20 protein-coding genes are annotated in these 17,832 nt (G+C 36.1%); 12 read left to right on the top strand and 8 right to left on the bottom strand.

Features of this window, described 5'->3' with window-relative positions; translation table 11 throughout:
* The first annotated feature begins 469 nt into the window (after positions 1 to 469).
* Positions 470 to 2,278 carry an S-layer homology domain-containing protein gene (locus NYE67_RS09770; RefSeq protein WP_340729894.1) on the top strand — a complete coding sequence of 603 codons (1,809 nt, stop codon included), beginning with the start codon at positions 470 to 472 and terminating at the stop codon, positions 2,276 to 2,278.
* A gap of 77 nt (positions 2,279 to 2,355) precedes the next feature.
* Here the strand turns inward: NYE67_RS09770 and NYE67_RS09765 are convergent, their stop codons facing one another.
* On the bottom strand, positions 2,356 to 2,835 hold the full coding sequence (locus NYE67_RS09765) for a YusW family protein (protein WP_191698909.1): 480 nt from the start codon (positions 2,833 to 2,835) through the stop codon (positions 2,356 to 2,358).
* A 417-nt stretch (positions 2,836 to 3,252) separates the two neighbouring features.
* Between NYE67_RS09765 and NYE67_RS09760 the strand changes: the two genes are divergently transcribed.
* The 3 genes from NYE67_RS09760 (at position 3,253) to NYE67_RS09750 (ending at position 6,462) form a co-directional block, all read left to right on the top strand.
* A complete protein-coding gene (locus NYE67_RS09760) occupies positions 3,253 to 4,605 on the top strand; it encodes a TraB/GumN family protein (protein ID WP_340729893.1) in 1,353 nt (450 codons plus the stop codon).
* A gap of 107 nt (positions 4,606 to 4,712) precedes the next feature.
* Positions 4,713 to 5,231 carry an RNA polymerase sigma factor gene (locus NYE67_RS09755; protein ID WP_340729892.1) on the top strand — a complete coding sequence of 173 codons (519 nt, stop codon included), beginning with the start codon at positions 4,713 to 4,715 and terminating at the stop codon, positions 5,229 to 5,231.
* Entirely contained in the window at positions 5,218 to 6,462 is a 1,245-nt protein-coding gene (locus NYE67_RS09750; protein ID WP_340729891.1) for a hypothetical protein, read from the top strand. The genes NYE67_RS09755 and NYE67_RS09750 overlap by 14 nt, the downstream gene beginning before the upstream one ends.
* Positions 6,463 to 6,540: 78 nt before the next feature.
* Here NYE67_RS09750 and NYE67_RS09745 read toward each other — a convergent pair whose 3' ends face one another.
* Positions 6,541 to 6,879 carry a GlpM family protein gene (locus NYE67_RS09745; protein ID WP_191699416.1) on the bottom strand — a complete coding sequence of 113 codons (339 nt, stop codon included), beginning with the start codon at positions 6,877 to 6,879 and terminating at the stop codon, positions 6,541 to 6,543.
* A gap of 265 nt (positions 6,880 to 7,144) precedes the next feature.
* On the opposite strand from NYE67_RS09745, the gene NYE67_RS09740 reads away from it, so the two are divergent.
* The 8 genes from NYE67_RS09740 (at position 7,145) to NYE67_RS09705 (ending at position 13,767) form a co-directional block, all read left to right on the top strand.
* Positions 7,145 to 7,951 carry an AraC family transcriptional regulator gene (locus tag NYE67_RS09740; protein ID WP_340729890.1) on the top strand — a complete coding sequence of 269 codons (807 nt, stop codon included), beginning with the start codon at positions 7,145 to 7,147 and terminating at the stop codon, positions 7,949 to 7,951.
* 117 nt (positions 7,952 to 8,068) lie between these two features.
* Positions 8,069 to 9,055 (top strand): ABC transporter substrate-binding protein, encoded by a 987-nt coding sequence (locus tag NYE67_RS09735; protein WP_445683384.1) that lies wholly within the window; start codon positions 8,069 to 8,071, stop codon positions 9,053 to 9,055.
* A 131-nt stretch (positions 9,056 to 9,186) separates the two neighbouring features.
* On the top strand, positions 9,187 to 10,197 hold the full coding sequence (locus NYE67_RS09730) for a FecCD family ABC transporter permease (RefSeq protein ID WP_340729889.1): 1,011 nt from the start codon (positions 9,187 to 9,189) through the stop codon (positions 10,195 to 10,197).
* Complete coding sequence (locus NYE67_RS09725) at positions 10,187 to 11,209, top strand: FecCD family ABC transporter permease (RefSeq protein WP_340729888.1); 1,023 nt, start codon at positions 10,187 to 10,189, stop codon at positions 11,207 to 11,209. The genes NYE67_RS09730 and NYE67_RS09725 overlap by 11 nt, the downstream gene beginning before the upstream one ends.
* A 6-nt stretch (positions 11,210 to 11,215) precedes the next feature.
* On the top strand, positions 11,216 to 12,001 hold the full coding sequence (locus NYE67_RS09720) for an ABC transporter ATP-binding protein (protein WP_340729887.1): 786 nt from the start codon (positions 11,216 to 11,218) through the stop codon (positions 11,999 to 12,001).
* A 9-nt stretch (positions 12,002 to 12,010) separates the two neighbouring features.
* Entirely contained in the window at positions 12,011 to 12,745 is a 735-nt protein-coding gene (locus NYE67_RS09715; RefSeq protein WP_340729886.1) for an alpha/beta hydrolase, read from the top strand.
* Positions 12,746 to 13,204: 459 nt separating this feature from the next.
* On the top strand, positions 13,205 to 13,456 hold the full coding sequence (locus NYE67_RS09710; RefSeq protein WP_340729885.1) for a hypothetical protein: 252 nt from the start codon (positions 13,205 to 13,207) through the stop codon (positions 13,454 to 13,456).
* A gap of 53 nt (positions 13,457 to 13,509) precedes the next feature.
* Complete coding sequence (locus NYE67_RS09705) at positions 13,510 to 13,767, top strand: hypothetical protein (RefSeq protein ID WP_340729884.1); 258 nt, start codon at positions 13,510 to 13,512, stop codon at positions 13,765 to 13,767.
* 51 nt (positions 13,768 to 13,818) lie between these two features.
* Here the strand turns inward: NYE67_RS09705 and NYE67_RS09700 are convergent, their stop codons facing one another.
* The 6 genes from NYE67_RS09700 to NYE67_RS09675 form a co-directional block, all read right to left on the bottom strand.
* Entirely contained in the window at positions 13,819 to 14,076 is a 258-nt protein-coding gene (locus tag NYE67_RS09700) for a translation initiation factor 2 (RefSeq protein ID WP_340729883.1), read from the bottom strand.
* A 21-nt stretch (positions 14,077 to 14,097) separates the two neighbouring features.
* Complete coding sequence (locus NYE67_RS09695) at positions 14,098 to 14,751, bottom strand: HAD hydrolase-like protein (protein ID WP_340729882.1); 654 nt, start codon at positions 14,749 to 14,751, stop codon at positions 14,098 to 14,100.
* A gap of 2 nt (positions 14,752 to 14,753) precedes the next feature.
* Positions 14,754 to 15,203 (bottom strand): DUF5412 family protein, encoded by a 450-nt coding sequence (locus NYE67_RS09690; RefSeq protein WP_340730900.1) that lies wholly within the window; start codon positions 15,201 to 15,203, stop codon positions 14,754 to 14,756.
* A 699-nt stretch (positions 15,204 to 15,902) separates the two neighbouring features.
* Positions 15,903 to 16,430 (bottom strand): YceI family protein, encoded by a 528-nt coding sequence (locus NYE67_RS09685; RefSeq protein WP_340729881.1) that lies wholly within the window; start codon positions 16,428 to 16,430, stop codon positions 15,903 to 15,905.
* Between the two features lie 125 nt (positions 16,431 to 16,555).
* Entirely contained in the window at positions 16,556 to 17,158 is a 603-nt protein-coding gene (locus tag NYE67_RS09680) for an FMN-binding negative transcriptional regulator (protein WP_340729880.1), read from the bottom strand.
* Positions 17,159 to 17,167: 9 nt separating this feature from the next.
* Entirely contained in the window at positions 17,168 to 17,683 is a 516-nt protein-coding gene (locus tag NYE67_RS09675; protein WP_340729879.1) for a GNAT family N-acetyltransferase, read from the bottom strand.
* Positions 17,684 to 17,832: the final 149 nt, after the last annotated feature.

Below are 17,832 nucleotides of genomic sequence, written 5' to 3'. Positions count from 1 at the left end.
GCATTTAATAGAAGCTTTGTATTGGTGAAAATGCTTCTGTTATTTGTACACAACTTCGGCTTCCTTCACGTCTGACCAACCTCGAGTAGGCAAAATGTTTTTCAGTGGATTCCTAAAATAAGGGAATATTTTTCTGTTATTTGGCATGATGTAGCTCATTTTAGGCAAAATAAGGGAACGTTTTACCGTTATTTTAAATAAAACCATGAAATTTCATGTTTTTAAGGTCAATAGAGGAAATTCCTTCCCTTATTTTCACCATTTTTTAAGCTATTTTTAAAATAATGGAAGTTCATTCCTCTATTTATCTCACTACACAATTCAAATCCCTCCTCACACTTGCTTCAAAGTATTTCCCCCGTAACACAGTAGAACAGAATGGTGAGCCATTTATTTGGGAAATTTAACAACCGCTTACTAATTCATGCTACAATTTACATGCAAGTTTAACTAAGAAAGGTTGATTTTCATGACTATTAAAAAATCAGCAGCACTATTGGCCATGCTTACCATTCCTGCTGCAATCGTAATTAACGATGCACCTACTTCTGCCAATAGCAGTAACTCCTATGATTGGCAAGTTTATAACGTAGAGAGCTTAATCGATCAAATTAATGCAGCAAGCAGTACATATGATTACTACTTAAGGGAAGCACGAAACGCCTATAATGCATTAACTTATTACCAGCAGACACAAGTTAGGAATGCGGCGACTTTATTTTATTATTTAGATACATATGAAAATCATCAGGAAATTTTGAATACATTTGCTGCAAAGATGTCAGCAATTTCGGCGAGAAATAGCACATTTATTCGAGATATTGAAGAAGCAAATCGTTATTACAATTCATTAACGTACTCACAGAAAAATGCAATACCAAGCCATTCATACATACAGCTTCAAAATTATATGGAAAACGTACGAAAAATGGAAGCTGTCCAACTCAGCTTCGAACAATTAAATACGAAAGATTGGAACTATGTATCCAACTACCAATCCGCGATGCAAGCGTACAATTCATTGCCGTACGATTTCCGAACTTTACTATCGACAATGGCAAATGAAAAAATGCGTGAATATGAGCTACATCAGTCACCTGCCTACAATCGCTCCATCGCACAGCAAGTCATGACTGCCATATCGAAATTGACGACTTCTTCAACGCAGCAGCAAGTAGACGCGGTTCGAAAGGAATATAATGCACTAAACGCATTGCAGCAACGATTAGTGACGAATTTACAAGATTTATTATATATAGAAGAGGCTCAGCGCAATATACCATTTGGTTGGGATCCGTATTATTATGAAGAGGACGAGGAAAAGGAAAGCCCCACGTCGATTGAAGTTTCAAAGAAAGGTGATTCGTATTCTATACTAATCCCAGTATCGGATATGAACCGTCATATACCAACAAAAATCACGGTTTCCGACAGTATTTCACTATCTATCCCACGAGCTGCAATTCCTGCTTCAAATAATAATGCAGTCATTGCTTTGACAATTGATGAAGTAAAAGGGCAGTCTATTTTGTTTTCAGCAAGTATGCATAATGAAAATTTACAGTTCTCATCTTATATTGATATCGAAGTAAAAGGTTTCCCGGCTTCTGCTTCAATACTGCGTCTAGGTAATGATGGTGAATATGAAGCAACGCCATATACAAGAGTGTTGAATAAACATGTATTGAAGACAAAAAACTCCGCAGAATATATTGTTTCCGAGCATAATGCGAAGTTCTTTGATATTCAGGCAGATGGACACCGCTATCAAATTGAGCAGCTCGCGAAACGTAAAATTGTGTCAGGAGTTGAAAATAATTATTTTAAACCGAGTGCACACGTTACGTTAGCACAATATGCAGCAATGATTTCCCGCTCAATGGGCTTAACGGCCAATGAACATTCTACTTATCAGGATATACAGGGGAAATGGTATGAAGCATCTGTTCAAGCGCTACTGGAGGCAGGGATATTGGATGATAAAAAATCAAATTACTTTCATGCCGAACAAGTCGTTACTAGAAAAGAAGCAGCCCTAATATCCATACGTATGCTGCAGCATGCAGGAGTGGCAATGGCTGATCCTAATTTAAGTAAAATGCCATTCACGGATATTAAACAGCTTTCTTCTTCGGAGCGTTACTATATTGCATTGGCGTATGAATATGGCATCTTTGGAGGAAAAGAAAATGGCCGTTTCGATCCAAATGGAAAATTAACACGATCTCAAATGGCGAAAGTACTGCATCGCACACTTCAAATTGCGAAGATGATTTAGAATAATCCATTGAAAAAGAGAGATCGCATGATGCAATCTCTCTTTTAGCATGAACCGGCATTATTATCCGCAAGTTCTTATTGGTTTGTACGACGGTATTCTTTCACTGTACCGTCAGCAAACTTAATTTCAATTTCAACTTCTAAGAAGCTGTCAGGCTGATTGAACTTTTCTAAAACTTCATCAATGACTGCATCAGAATCTGTATTCGCATCAAATGTAAAGCTCTCAAAAATCGGTACTAAAGTATTTGTAGCTTCATTACCTTCGATTTTAGAATTATTTACTTCATCATCGATGGTTGCCTCTGCACGAGATGCTTCATTTTCATAATCCACTTCATAGCTCTTATTATCAGCATACTTAATATCTAAATCAAAGTGTGTAAAGTTATACGGAGCATTCGTCGTATCAGTATTAGTATCTTTACTTGTCTGATCCATTGTATTTTGCTCTGTAGGTGCATTATCCGGTAAATTAGTTGCTTCCTCTTTATCTCCGCAAGCTACTAAAAATGCACTGGTTCCTATTGCTAAAAATAAAGCGAGTTTTTTCATCCTTTTTACCACCTTTCGATTATCTACAGTTAAATTACCCTGAATAAAAAAAAATAATCATGAAAATATTATTTTAAAAAGATGATTATTCCATATAAAATTTTATTGGTATTAAATTAAATTGTATAAATCAACCTAATTTAATATGTCTCAGACAGAAATAAAAAATACTTAGTAGTCAGTAATATGAACGGATTTCATCCATCATCAACCAAATATAGCAATATAAATAATTTGCATAAAAATTACCATTAAATGAAAATATTTATAAAAAATTATGATACAATTATTGGGTGAAATATAATTTTAGAATGTATTCAAGTAGAGTTATAGAGCGACTACAAACTAATAAAGCTATTTCATATATTCTATTTTGAAAAAGCGATTTCATAATCGTTTTTTAGGAGGATGTTAACAATGAAAAAGTTTACGAAAACGGCTATTGCAACAACATTAGGAACGACTTTAATGTTTACGACAATTATGCCAGCCGTTAAAGCAGAACAGGTTACTCCCGATATTAGTAATTGGGCAATCCAAACATTAAATGATGGCGAAAAGTTCGGCATTTTCCCGATTGAATGGTATTATGATGGCTTTCGATCCACTATTTCTACTGAACGTTTAAATTCATTAATGATATTAACAGAAAAGAAAATTGCAGAATTAAATTTACCTAAAAATGAGGCTTTTACACCTTTAAAAGTTACTGGCGATAAAACACGCGGTGATATCATTAACCAACTATATAATATTGTCGCACAATACGATTTGAATGTATCAGAAGATGCGGTTAAATATATGCAGGAGCGCAAAGTATTGCAAGGGTCTGAAAGTGGATTAATGCTGGATGCAAAAGCAACAACACAGCATGCCGTAATTTTTGCAGTCCGTTTAATTCAAGATACTTTCGAACAGGCCAATGCAGGTGCAAAAGGGGTTGCCTGGGTAGTAGAAGACGAAGATACAAAAGTATACTTATTAGGCTCTATTCATGTAGGTACACCGGATTTACATCCAATGCACAAAAAGCTTACCAATGCCTTTAAAGACTCAGATGGTCTATTTGTTGAGGTAAACTCATTGGACCCATCCGGTTTAGATTACTATATGGAAAAAGCGATGTTTACGGATGGTCGCACAATTAAAGATGTCGTAAGTGAAGAAACGTATGCAAAACTGGAAAAAGTTGCAGACCAATTGGGAATGCCTATGGAAGAGTTAGCTTTACAAAAACCATGGTTTATTTCAAGTAATTTTTCATCTATGTCATTGGATGGCGTTTTTGGCTTAACACCAGAGGAAATGGCGATGCATGGGGTAGATATCCAATTTTTACTTAGTGCTTATTTACAGCAAAAACCTATTTATGAGCTGGAAGGTATGAATGCTCAGGTGGATATGTTTGATGGCTTGTCTCAGGAATCACAGGAACAATCGTTAGTGGAGGCACTTGATAGCATTTTAGAACCAGCTGAGCAAACAGATGAAGATGTTAAAATCATGGCCGACTGGTTTACGAACTGGGTCAATGGCGACATTGAAAAATTTGCGGAAAGCTTAAAAGAAATGAATGAAGATACTTCAGAATTTAACGAAATGCTATTCGGCAAACGTGATGAACAAATGGCTGCCAAACTTGTAGAAGTACTGGAAAAACAACAAGGTACTTTCTTTGTCGTAGTTGGGGCAGGTCACTTTTTAGTAGACAAAAATATCCGCTATCATTTAGAGCAAAGCGGATATAAAGTAAAACCGTTTTATCAATAATATGATCAGCACGGAGTTTGTTTACGAAAGTAAATGCTCCGTGTTTTTTTATATTTTCAACCTAGCCATATTTACATTCGTTATTATAGTAGAAAGGAGTGAAATGAGTGGATGAGCAACAACTAAATTTATTGATGCAACAACATACAGCAAAGCTTTTTCGCATTGCCTATTATTATTCTAAAAACTTACATACAGCCGAAGATATTGTTCAAGATGTTTTTATTAAATTTTATGAAAGGAAAATGGACCTCGATCCCACTTCAGTGGAACGCTATTTGATTACGATGACAACAAATAAATCAAAAGATTATTTAAAAAGTTGGCATTACCGAAAAATCATTTTGCAGGAAAAATGGCTTCATACATCTTCTCATAAACATACTGATGAATTAGTTGTACAGGATGAGGAGCAGCTCATAAGTGAGGCTGTACTAAGCTTACCGTTAAAGCAGCGCGAAGTAGTAGCCTATTATTATTTGGAAGGTTATTCAGTGAAAGAGCTGGCAGAAATTTTAAATTTAAATGAAAACACGGCAAAATCGAGACTTGTCAAAGGCAGGGAGTTATTAAAGGATAAGTTACAGTCAATGGAGTGGGAGGTGTTAAAAAATGACACGTTATAAACTGAAAGAGTTGAAAAATACGTCACTACATGAAAAGAATATTCAACAAGCCGTACAAATGAAAATTCAGCAAAGAAAACCGAAACGATTTTTTCATATTACGTTAATTACAGCTCTAATTAGCACAGCCATTATAATTTTTGTGATGAATCAATTGAATCCAGAGCAAAACCGGCTTCAAGCGACTGAAACACCAACTCTTTTAAATATATTCCATGAAATCGAGGGCACAGGTGTTGCTTATAGTCAAAACTTCAAGGAGCAGGATATGCAGCATATCCGGTCATTACGCTATTACAGGGAAATTTCATTAACTGATTTTTTGAAATTGAGTGGCGTCACTTTTCCGAATTTACCGCAGCCATATGATCGGGAAAACGGAACGGTCATTGCAGTGAATGACGGATTCTTTACAGAGCTGCAGTTTCATTTTAAGTCGGATGATCATTTTTTAAATATTTCAATTGCTCCATCGTGGATTAACCCTGTAAATGTTGAAGAGCTTCAACAAAACTTAGTCGATGCAGCTGGCAATCCAATGGAGATAGAACAGATTAACGAGTCTACAGCAATTGTGAAACAGAAAAGAAATAATGGTTCAGGACTCGTCTATAATTACTATTTTTATAATGAAAATGATGATGCTATTTATACGAGTGCTGGTTCAGCAAACGAATACTACAGCTATCACAATGGGTTAATTTATCATATTGGCTACAGTGAAACGGCACCTGTAGATGAACAGCAGATGGATGAATTTGTAAAGGACTTTATCGTCAATAACGAAATTCGTACGTTAAATTTAGAGGAAGCAACGATTGAGGACAATTGGTTGAATCGTGGCGGAAAGACAATGCTCATTTGTCTGCTTATTTCGATTGTGAGCTTTAGTATTTTACATGTTCTGTTGAAAAATGCCTCGAAAAAAATTACGAAAATTATATGGTCCATTGTTTGGGTAGTGCTCCATACACCAATATTAACGTGGCTTGTTTCATTCAGTACAGGGGTTATATCTGGAGACGGCTTTGTGGGGGCAGGCATGCTTGTGATAAGCTTCCCATTACTATTAATTATCGGATTGTGTATTATTTTACCGAATAACAGAACATTTAGAGGACAGTTAATGCTATTGAATATACTCATTTATTTATTCACCTTTAGTTGCTCTCTATATGATGAAGTAAATCGACCATCCTCCACGGAACAAATAGAAAAATCTTTGAAATAAAAAAGACTATAAACAAACACTTATTAAGAGTGTATCTATAGTCGATGCTGCATAGGGAAAACTATGCAGCTTTTTTTATTATGCTTGGATAAATGCTAAAACCGGCTTGCCAATCAACATAAAAATAACATAGATTGAAAGCGCACTAAGAACAGCTTGGCCGGGTTTCCAGTAACTCGAAAAATAAAACACGAGCGCGGTAAACAAAACCATTCCTACAGCTCCAAAAATAGCGTTTTGCTGCACAATGTGAAAGGTTTCATCCGTCATATTTTTCATCTGCAGCCGCATATTCAGTAACGTTAAAATCGGCAAAAGCGTAATGACTCCAGATAAAAAATGCAAGTTTGAACGACTTAGCCATGTAGCTAGCAGCATGACAGTACCGCCAATAATAAACTGGATTAAATAAAACACGATCCCCATACCTCTATTCCATTAAAATATAATAAATATAAATCATTATTTCTAAAGTATCAATATCAATTTTTGAAAATAGAATCAATTAGGAAAAGTGAGATTTAAGATGATAGAAAGGAGCTTTTTACAAACATATTTTTCTGTATCAGTCGATAATTTCACCCTTTTTTCTAAAATAGGTTGTACTGTCACAGCATAGTAGTGTACCCTTGTTGAAAATGATTATCATTTGCATATGCAATTTTAGAAAAAGAAGGATGTGATGACAATTCAGACAAACGACTTAATAAAATACTTTGCTAATACAACAATACAATATGAAGATTTATTCGTTACAAGCTTAGGTGTGAATGCACATGATCACAGTCGAAACACGGCACCACTTTTAAATGGACTCGTGATAACACTATCAGGAAGTGCGAATTTTTCATTGAATGGGCAAGTGTATGCTTTACATAAAGGGGTTATTTTACACGCGGGACCGAATATGGAAATTGATATTTTAGTTACAAGTCAGGAACCGTGGCATTATACGGTTATTCATTACAAATCAATGAACAGCACTCAATCAATTAAAATAGGTCATTTTGAAATCATTACAGGTCAACACCATAAAATGGATTATCTTGTCCAACAACTGATTCACTTTGAAAAAATACCCGGTGATTTGAATAAGTTGAAGTGCAAATCCTTATTTTTGCAGCTTATAGAGTTCATCGTCATATGTGCAAAAATGCAAACATCAAACAATGTCGTTGATCAGGCCATTACATTTATGACTGAACATTATACAGCATCTATTTCCATTGCAGATATTGCAGAAGAGGTAGGGTGTGATCGTCGACGTTTAGCTTACTTATTCGACAAGCAAATCGGGATGTCACCAATTCAGTTTTTAACAGAATTTCGTTTAAAGCAAGCGAAAGAATTATTGCGAACAACATCTATACCGATTAAGGACATTGCTGATTTAGTAGGTTATCAAGATGCATTTTATTTTTGTCGTGTATTTAAAAAACAATATGAGCAAACGCCGACTAATTTCCGAAAACAATTTTATAGCGATTAAGCAAAAGTCCATTTCTATTGTAAAAAACTCCATTTACGTACATACAGCCGTTTGATAACATCAGATTTGTAAATAAAATGATAATGATAATCGTTATCAACAAATCAGGAGGAACTAATTGTGAAAAAATACCGTACGTTAGTAAGTGCCGCGGCATTGGCCTTAATGCTAGCTGCTTGTAATGCAGAAGAAAAGGTGGAATCATCTGAAGCTAATACAGAGCAAGTTTCTAAAGATGATCAATCTGCAGCTGATGAGGCAACAGCACAAAAAGTATCTTATTTAGGAAACGACTACGATGTGCCAGCGAAAGTGGATACGATTATTGCTGCAAGTTTAGAGGCGATGGAAGATGCGGCTGTACTTGGGGTTAAACCTGCAGGCGTTATTTCAAATGATGGTACGACAATTCCTAAATACTTGGAAGCTGATTTAGCCGGAGCAACGGTTGTCGGGTCGAAAAAAGAGCCGAATACAGAGGCGATGCTTTCTTTAAGTCCGGATGTGATTTTAGGGACAAGCAAATGGGATGAAGCGCAAATGACAAACTACAACAAAATCGCAACAACATTCCCGTATTCGCATATTTCTACAAAATGGAAAGAAAATCTTCTGTTATTCGGACAATTGGCAGGTAAGGAAGCAGAAGCGCAAAAAGCACTGGAAGACTATGAAACAACTCTAGCCAAAACGAAAGAAGCTATTGCCAGCAGTGACTTAAAAGATAAAAAAGTCTTGATTATCCGAGTACGTGGCGGCTTGGCGGTATATCCAGCAGGTGTCTATTTAAATCCTTCCATCTATGAAGATTTTGGTTTTAGTGTCCCAGAGGAATTAAATGCAATCGAAGCACAAACGGTTATTACATATGAAACATTAGCTGAGTGGAACCCGGACATGATTTTCCTGCAATATGCAGATGATGAAAATAAAGAAACGCCAGAATTATTAAAAGAGATTTTGGATAACCCGATTTTCAGCAGTACAACTGCCGCAAAAACGAATAATGTGCATGTCAATCTGATTGATGCAATGGCACAAGGTGGAACAGCCTGGTCAAAAATCAATTTCCTAAAAGCGTTTAATGAAAACGTCTTAAAATAAGCTGGATTCACTTAAAGCGTTTAGCTTGGATGGTAGACAGAACAGACGCTTCAAAAGTGAGTGCAGGGAGCTGTCCGAAATAATTTCCGGGCAGCTTCTTTCTTTTATTCGTTCAAAGGAGGCCATTATTTTTGAAAAATTCCTATAGGCATTTCATTTTATTTTCAATAATAATGCCAATTTTAATCGTAATTGTAACGATTCTATCAATATCAATGGGTACGAAATCGATTCCAGTTGAAACGATTATAGAAGCAATTATCCATTATGATGAAGACAATATAGATCACCATATTATTTGGTCAGGACGGGTTCCACGAGCGCTTGCTGTCTTATTTGTCGGTGCATTTTTAGCAGCAGCTGGTGCCCTTATGCAGGGGGTTACTCGAAATTTTCTTGCTTCGCCATCAATAATGGGTGTAACAGATGGTTCTGCCTTTTTCATAACGATGGCCTTTGTATTTTTGCCAGGGCTATCAAGTTTTAATTTAGTATTGCTTTCAATGCTTGGCTCACTATTTGGTGGCGCACTCGTTTTTGGGTTTGCTTCCATTATTAAAAACGGGTTATCACCTGTAAGGTTAGCCATTATCGGTACAGTGATTGGTACCTTTATTAGCAGTATTGGAACGGCAATCGCCATGTACTATCAAATCTCACAAACGGTCACAATGTGGTACAACTCGAAAGTACATATGGTTGAAATGGAGTTAGTGTATTTATGTGTACCTATTGGATTAATTGGGCTTATTTTAACGATAATATTAGCCCGTGCTGTTACAATAACCGCACTTGGTGAAGATGTGGCGGTGGGCTTAGGACAAAATACGCGTACTGTAAAAATACTAAGCATGCTAGCTGTTGCCATTTTAACGGGTACCGCCGTTGCTCTTGTCGGAAAAATTGCATTTGTAGGGTTAGTCGTTCCGCATATTGTACGAATGTTAATGGGGGTAGATTATCGCGTAATCATTCCTTGTTCTGCCGTGATGGGCGCATTCTTTTTAGCCGCATGTGATTTAATTAGTCGATACATAAATTTCCCATACGAAACACCAATTGGCGTCATAACTGCAATCATTGGCGTGCCATTCTTCTTATATTTGATTCGTCGAAAAGGCGGTGAAAAATATGCAGCATAAAAAATGGTTGTTTATGATTGGTACATTAACGATTCTTCTTCTATTAGCTATGTATATTCATTTAACGAGCGGTGTATTTGCAATGACAACTACGGAAGTTTTTAAAACATTGCTGCGTATTGAGTCAACAGATCAATTTGATTTAGTGATATTTGATTTTCGTTTGCCTCGAATTCTAACAGCAGCATTAGTTGGTATGGGTCTTGCTATGGCTGGTGTCGTGCTCCAGGGAATTACTAAAAATGCACTTGCTGATCCCGGCATTATTGGGATCAATGCAGGCGCGGGTTGTGCCATTGTAATCTTTATGTTCTTTTTCCAGGTGGAATTAGTAAATGTCGAAATAAATAGTGTGTTGAAAATATTAATTGTCCCGTTATTTGGTTTCGTAGGAGGCGCCATTGCAGCTGCTATTATCCTAGCCATTTCGTATAAACAAGGACGTATGGATATGCAAAAGCTTATATTAACAGGTATTGCGATTAATACAGGTTTTAATGCAATCACTCTTTTTTGGTCATTAAAAATGGATGAAGGAGATTATCAAGCTGCAGCGATTTGGATGAATGGCTCGATCTATAATTCCAATTGGTATTTTGTAAGTGCGATGCTTCCATGGCTTATCATATTGGGCATCTATATTTACAGAAAAGCCTATTTGCTCGATTATTTTCAATTGGAAGAAGAGACAGTTTTGAGTCTAGGTATTTCTCTTGAAAAAGAAAAAGTGAAGTTATTACTTGCGAGTGTAGGCCTAGTAAGTGCGTGTGTATCGGTTTCAGGTAGTATTGGATTTATTGGATTAATGGCACCGCATATAGCGCGCCAGCTTGTCGGAATTCATCACAAGTATATGATGCCGGTAAGTCTTTTTATAGGGGCTATTTTACTTGTGTTTTCAGATTATATTGCCAAAACGGTATTTTCGCCTGTGGAACTTTCTGTTGGCATTGTCGTGTCCCTCGTTGGCATTCCGTATTTCTTATATTTACTAGTAAAATCGAAAGGGTGAGGCGTTATGTATGCATTTCAAGTCGAAAGATTAACTACAGGGTATGAAAATACGCGAATTATCGAGAATTTAAATGTATCAATCCAAACAGGGAAGATTACGACGATTATCGGACCGAATGGCTGCGGAAAATCTACTTTCCTGAAAACGATTGGGCGCATTTTAAAAAAGGAATGCGGTGATATTTTCCTTCAAGAGGAGAATATGAATACGATGTCGACAAAGGAAATAGCAAAAAAACTGGCCTTATTAGCACAATCACCTGCTGCGCCAGGGCAGTTAAAAGTACATGAACTAATTGCTTACGGTCGCTATCCACATCGAAAAAATGTTGGGCGTCTTACGAAAGAAGACATTAAAAAAATTAATTGGGCGATGGAAGTGACACATACAGAGGAGTTTCGGGACCGAGAACTAGCGGCATTATCCGGAGGGCAACGGCAACGTGTTTGGCTGGCGATGGCATTGGCACAAGAGACGGATATTTTACTGTTGGACGAGCCGACAACGTATTTAGATATGGCGCATCAGCTTGAAGTGTTGGAAATTGTGCAGCAGCTCAATAAAAACTTTGGCTGTACTATCATTATGGTGCTGCATGATTTAAACCATGCGGCACGGTTTTCAGATGAACTTATTGTTATGAGAAAAGGTAAAGTGCTTCATACCGGCACACCAGTGCAAATAATGACTACAGAAGTTTTAAAAGAAGTTTTCCAGATTGAAGCTAAAATTATAGTCGACACGGAGCATCAAGTGCCAGTCTGCTTTTCTTATAATTTAATGAAATAGGTGAATACAATGCAATCAAACTATAATAACTATCCTTATATATTGGATATTTGTGTACCGGACGAGGCACCCCCAGCAGATGGATTTCCTGTGATTATTGTGTTGGATGGAACACGCTATAGTAAGCTATTCCATGAAACAGTAACAAACCAGATCCGTAATCGTGTGAAGACGAACATAGAGCCTGCAGTCATTGTAGGCATTGGGCATCAGGAACAAGATATTCCAAAACAACGCTTTTATGATTTCACCGCACCAGCAGCAGAGTATCATTTTCCTGTGCGCAGAGGTAGAGCAATGAAAGAAGTACCGGCTGGCGGCGCGGAGTATTTCATGAATTATCTTATACATCAAGTCATCCCAATGCTGCTTGAGAAATACACGATAAACAAAAATAAAATCTCCATTTATGGCCATTCATTAGGTGGACTGTTCGTGCTGTGGAGCTATTTAACTTATCCTAATGTATTTTTTAAATATGTTGCAATAAGTCCATCGATTTGGTGGAATAACCATGAGGTAGTAACAAGATTGCAACACGTAGAACATAGTTATACTGCACCTTTATATATATCTGTAGGGGGCAATGAAGGCGATATGGTAGTCGATGCCGAAAGTTTCTATACAAAAGCAATTCAAAAAGGAATTAACAGTGAGTTTTTTATAGCAGAAGATGAAAATCATGCATCGGTCATTCCAACGACATTAAGCCGTGTATTACGCTTTTTAAAATCAACTGATTGAACGAAAGGCCTTTCTTAAGGGTAAGTTAGATTGTCAGAAAAAATGTCTCTAGAGAACAAGTTATTAAATCATACCTATTTAAAGTGATGAAAAGTTGATTGGAGTGGAGGGACCGTGACTCCACCGGGAACCGCACGCGCGGAAGATCCACTAAATTGTGCCTGCCGCCCTTGGCACAATTTAGTTAGCTGGAGCCGTGCCCGGGGAAAGCATCGGTCCCGGAATGGAAATCAATGGTTCAAGGTTAATTTACGTTACAAATAACCCACTTTAAGAGTCTGTCAACAGTCTGCGCCTTTCTTTTAGAAGGCTTTTTTTATTTCTTTTTAATTACATTAACTTTTAATATGAAGAGGTACATCTGTTAAATGTTTTTATGTAGTTTTTTAAGGGAATAGATACGTACCATATTCTTACCATATGTTTAATGAATTTTGAAATCAGTAGGAGGAATGCATGATGGGAAACAAAGAATTTGAAACGAATAAAGAATCATACAACCGATTACCGGATGAACGTGACGATCGAAAAGTGAAAAAGTTTGATGAAACAAAGCATGTAAATGTTCAAAATGAATCAATTAAAGATGACCTATTATTAAAGTCAAATAAAGAGTCCTATAATCGCTTACCAGATGAGCGTGATGATGAAGAAATGGAAAGCTACGATGAACGAAGTCATGTAGATGGGAATGAGGAAAAAAAAAAGTAGAAACCGTTAAGGAGTCGTATAACCGATTACCAGATGAACGGAATGATGAAGAAATGAAAAATTATAACGAACGAAGTCATGTAGAAGCACCAGAGCAAGATAAAAGTATTGTAACCGTTAAGGAATCGTACAATCGATTACCGGATGAACGGAATGATGAAGAAATGAAAAATTATAACGAACGAAGCCATGTAGAAGAAGTTCAGCAGGATATAGAAGTGAAAACAGAAAAAGAATCGTATAACCGCCTGCCGGATGAACCCGTTCAGGAAACTTCCGTTCATGAAAAATATAAAAGCGGTAAAGCATAATTGAAAAATACGAAAGGCATCGGATGAAAAAATTCGATGCCTTTCGTATTATTATTTGTTTTTCCACTGGTACCAACTAAATATCATAGCAAGGAAGCTAACACTAAATAAAATCCCACCAATGACTAGGGAAGCGTTAGCATAACTCGTCTTCATAAATAAATATTCCCCGGTATCCATCATCCCTCCATTTGATTGAAGATAGACAGACCCAAAACCATTTGCGAAGTGACCATTAAATACAATGAATACTAGACCGATAATTGCAAAAATCAAACTTAATTTAAGTAAATCATTGTTTTTATCCATACCTACACCTCACTTCCATTTTTAATCCGTTCTATTTATAATATCAAAAATATGTATAAACTGATCCACTATAAAATGAGCATTTTTCAATTCATCAAGTTGTGCAAAATCAAAGTTTACTGCTATAGATGTTAAATTGTTATCGATTGCTGCATGGATATCGGAAGCACGGTCGCCAACTACATAGCCATTGTTAATATGATGTTCTTTCATAATGTGCTGAACTAAATGAGATTTGTTATTCGTATCAACACAATCTATGCTGTAAACCGCTTTTATCCAGCGGTCTAAACGGTAATGTGCTGCAATGGCCTGTAAATATGCCGTTTGTCCGTTACTTGCGATATACAAAGGATAATGATCACTCAACTTTTGTAAAGTCGGGAGTACATCCGGATATAATGCTCCATTTCCTTGTTGGATTTGATTAATAAGCATTAACTGGAAATGTTCATTACTCTGCTCTCGGATTTCATCGGTAAGATCCGGACATAATATCTCCCATACGACATTTAAAGGTACACCCATTATTTGACGGTACTGTTCGATAGGGGTAGCACCTGACCAATGTCCATTTTGACGTAAAAAATCAAAAGTTTGCTCAAGTGCGGGCTCTAAAATAAGATTCGTTTGAAATAATGTTCCATCCATATCAAAAATAATTGCTGTTTGCATCGTTATTTTCCTCTCTTCGGCACTGTATAACCGAAAGTGTCGCCACTTTTTAAATTTAGTTTATGACCATTAATAATCACAATCTCATCTGTAACCCACTGAACATTGGCTTCTTCTCCATGCCGTTCATAATAAATTTGCTTTTTAAAGCCTAAAGGACCATCAAGTTCAGCACGAATGCCGAATGTTCCCATCGCCCCTGCATCAAATGCGTAAAAATCAAGCGTGTAATGTCTGTTTGGTGAATTGGAAGTGAATAAATGTTCCGCACCACCGACTGAAAAAATGAGGATTTTTAAACTAAAATACACTAGAATGAGTCCTGTAAAAATAAAGGATATTGTATTAATGATGATAGCAAAAAATTTATTTAGTCGTGTGAGCTGTTTGAATTCTTTTATTAGAATGTAAATAACTGATACAAAGAGAGTACTTAGTACAATTAGGGTCATACTGGAAAATGTCCATAATGTATTCATGACCAAATAATAGCAAAAAAACAGAAATGCAATGCTTGAACAAAATAATGCAATCGCCGAATAATAGTTTCGCAAAAAAGCACCTCTCATATGGAAAATAATGTTTTAAATGAGGACGTGGATAGGGAAAGGAAGGTTGCTTAAAAAAGGGTTGGGGTCAGAAGTTAAAGGCAGGTGACTTGTCTTTATCGTTGCATTTATTCTCGTTTACTAGAACCATCAATCCGAAAATTTTGATTTTGAAGCGTCCTACTAAATTCGAGTGGGGAAAATGCCTTAGAAGATAGAAAGTGCCTTATTTTAAATTTTCAGTGGCCGCTTAAAATAAGGGAAGATTTTACCGTTATTTGAAGGATGTAGCTCATTTCGGGTTAAATAAGGGAACGTTTTTCCGTTATTTCAAATAAAATCATGAAATTTCATGTTTTTTAAGTCAATAACGGAATTTTCTTCCCTTATTTTTACTATTTTTTATTTCATTTTCGAAATAACGGAAATTCCTTCCGCTATTTATCTCATAACCAATACAATCTACAAAAGCTTTGTAGCCACGCTGTTCGGAAAGCCTGTCTATGTAGTACAACGGCTGCTTAGGTGGTAATAATAAAGCATTCCAAATTTTACTTATCGTAAATTTGGAATGCTTTTGATTTTGTGGGCCTCACATGTAATTTATTGTGCTGGGTTTAACTCAAGTTCTAATTTAATTTTAATATCTTTACCTACTAATACGCCACCAGTTTCAAGAGCAGCATTCCATGTTAAGCCGAATTCTTCACGATCAATTTTTGCTTTTCCTTCAAAACCGTATACTTCTACGCCCCATGGATTTTTCCCTTTACCGCCATATTCTACATCAAGTACAACCGGTTTTGTTACATCTTTAATTGTCAAATCGCCTGACACTTTATAATCGTCCCCATCTTTTGAAATGCTTGTCGATTTAAATGTAATGTTAGGGAACTGCTCAATGTTAAAGAATTCTGCTGATTTTAAATGATTGTCTCGATCATCACTGTTCGTTGTAATACTTGTTGCATCAATTGAAATATCAATGTTTGCTGATGTTAAGTCAGCTAAATCATCTGCTTCAATATCTGCTGTATAGTTAGTAAACTGTCCTTTAACTTTCGAAACCATCATGTGCTTTACTTCAAAACCTATTGATGAGTGTGCCTGATCGATTTGCCATTTTGCCATGTTAAATTCCTCCCAACTATTATGAAAATTCAAGTCTATTTATATCTTGAATTCGAGATAAGTTTACCATATTAGGATAAAAGTGTAAAATTATTAACCCCGTTGCCTGTAAAATTTTTAAGGATTTAATTTTCCATCATCAATTTAGCTATCTCCGCATCAAATCCATTATTTCTCTTTAATAATTCTTCAATAACAAGTCCTTGTCGCTCCTTTGAATGACCTTGGCTTAATTTTGCGACAGCTTCAATAGAAGTAATGTGAAGTTTAAAAGGCACAATGCCCTTTAATAAGCTGTTCATATATTTCGAATCAACAGCATTGACGTCATATGTACTATTTGGAGTTTCGTACTTATCAATTAAATGATGCAAAGATAAGCGGATTTCTTCTTCATCTTTTAAAAATTCAATCGATCCATTCACATGAACCGCTACATAATTCCAAGTAGGTACCGAATCTTTCGTTTCATACCAGGAAGAGGAGATATAGCTATGCGGACCGTTGAAAATTGCAAGCAACTGTTGACCTTCAATGTCTTTCCATTGCGGGTTTGCACGTGCAAAATGTCCGTATAAGTATTGATGATCTGAACTTAAATAAAGCGGTAAATGCGTTGCAGCAGGCACGCCATCATGCATCGAAACAAACGATGCAAAACTATACTCTTTAATAAACTGACGAATTTTTTGGTCATCTTTTAATAGGTACTGCTTTGGAATATACATTTTTTCGCCTCACAATTGTTTTGTCATAATAAAATCGATTTGCTCTTCTTCACCCATAAAAAATGAATGAGAGCCCGTTTTTTGAAAGCCAACTTTTTCGTAAAACGCAATAGCATTCGAATTTTGTTCCCAGACACCAAGCCAAACTTTAGTTTTCTGCATGTGTCGCGCAATTTTCATTGCCTCTTCCATTAAGACTTTTCCTAAACCTAATTTATGAAAACGGCTTAAAATATAAATCCGTTCAACTTCTAAATAGTCGGACCCCAATTTTTCTGATTGAGCTTCATCGGTATTCACTTTTAAATAGCCTGCAAGTTCCTCATTTACATAAAGCAGCTTAAATAGCGAGTGTGGATTTTGGAGCTCGGCTGTTAGTTTTTCAGTTGAAAAAGCTCCTTCTAAATAAGCAGTCATATTTTCCGTATTATTTTGATCATGAAATGTTTCATAAAACGTATCACGGCCGATCGATTGCAAGTCTGTTAAATTGTTTGTAGTACATTGTACTAGTTGAATGTTCATGTAGAATACCTCGATTTAAATATTTTTTCCTTAAAGAGAAAGCTTTCTAGCAGTCAATACTGTTAAAAAAAGAACGATAAAAATTAATAGAATAGAAAAGAAGAAATTGATTATTGTTGAAGAAAACGAAACCAATGTATTAATGATAG

This window comes from Solibacillus sp. FSL W8-0474 (assembly GCF_038004065.1).
In the GTDB taxonomy this organism is placed as follows: Bacteria; Bacillota; Bacilli; order Bacillales_A; family Planococcaceae; genus Solibacillus; species Solibacillus faecavium.
The sequence above is the reverse complement of the archived record's forward strand: the minus strand, read 5'-3'. Positions and strand labels throughout refer to the sequence as shown.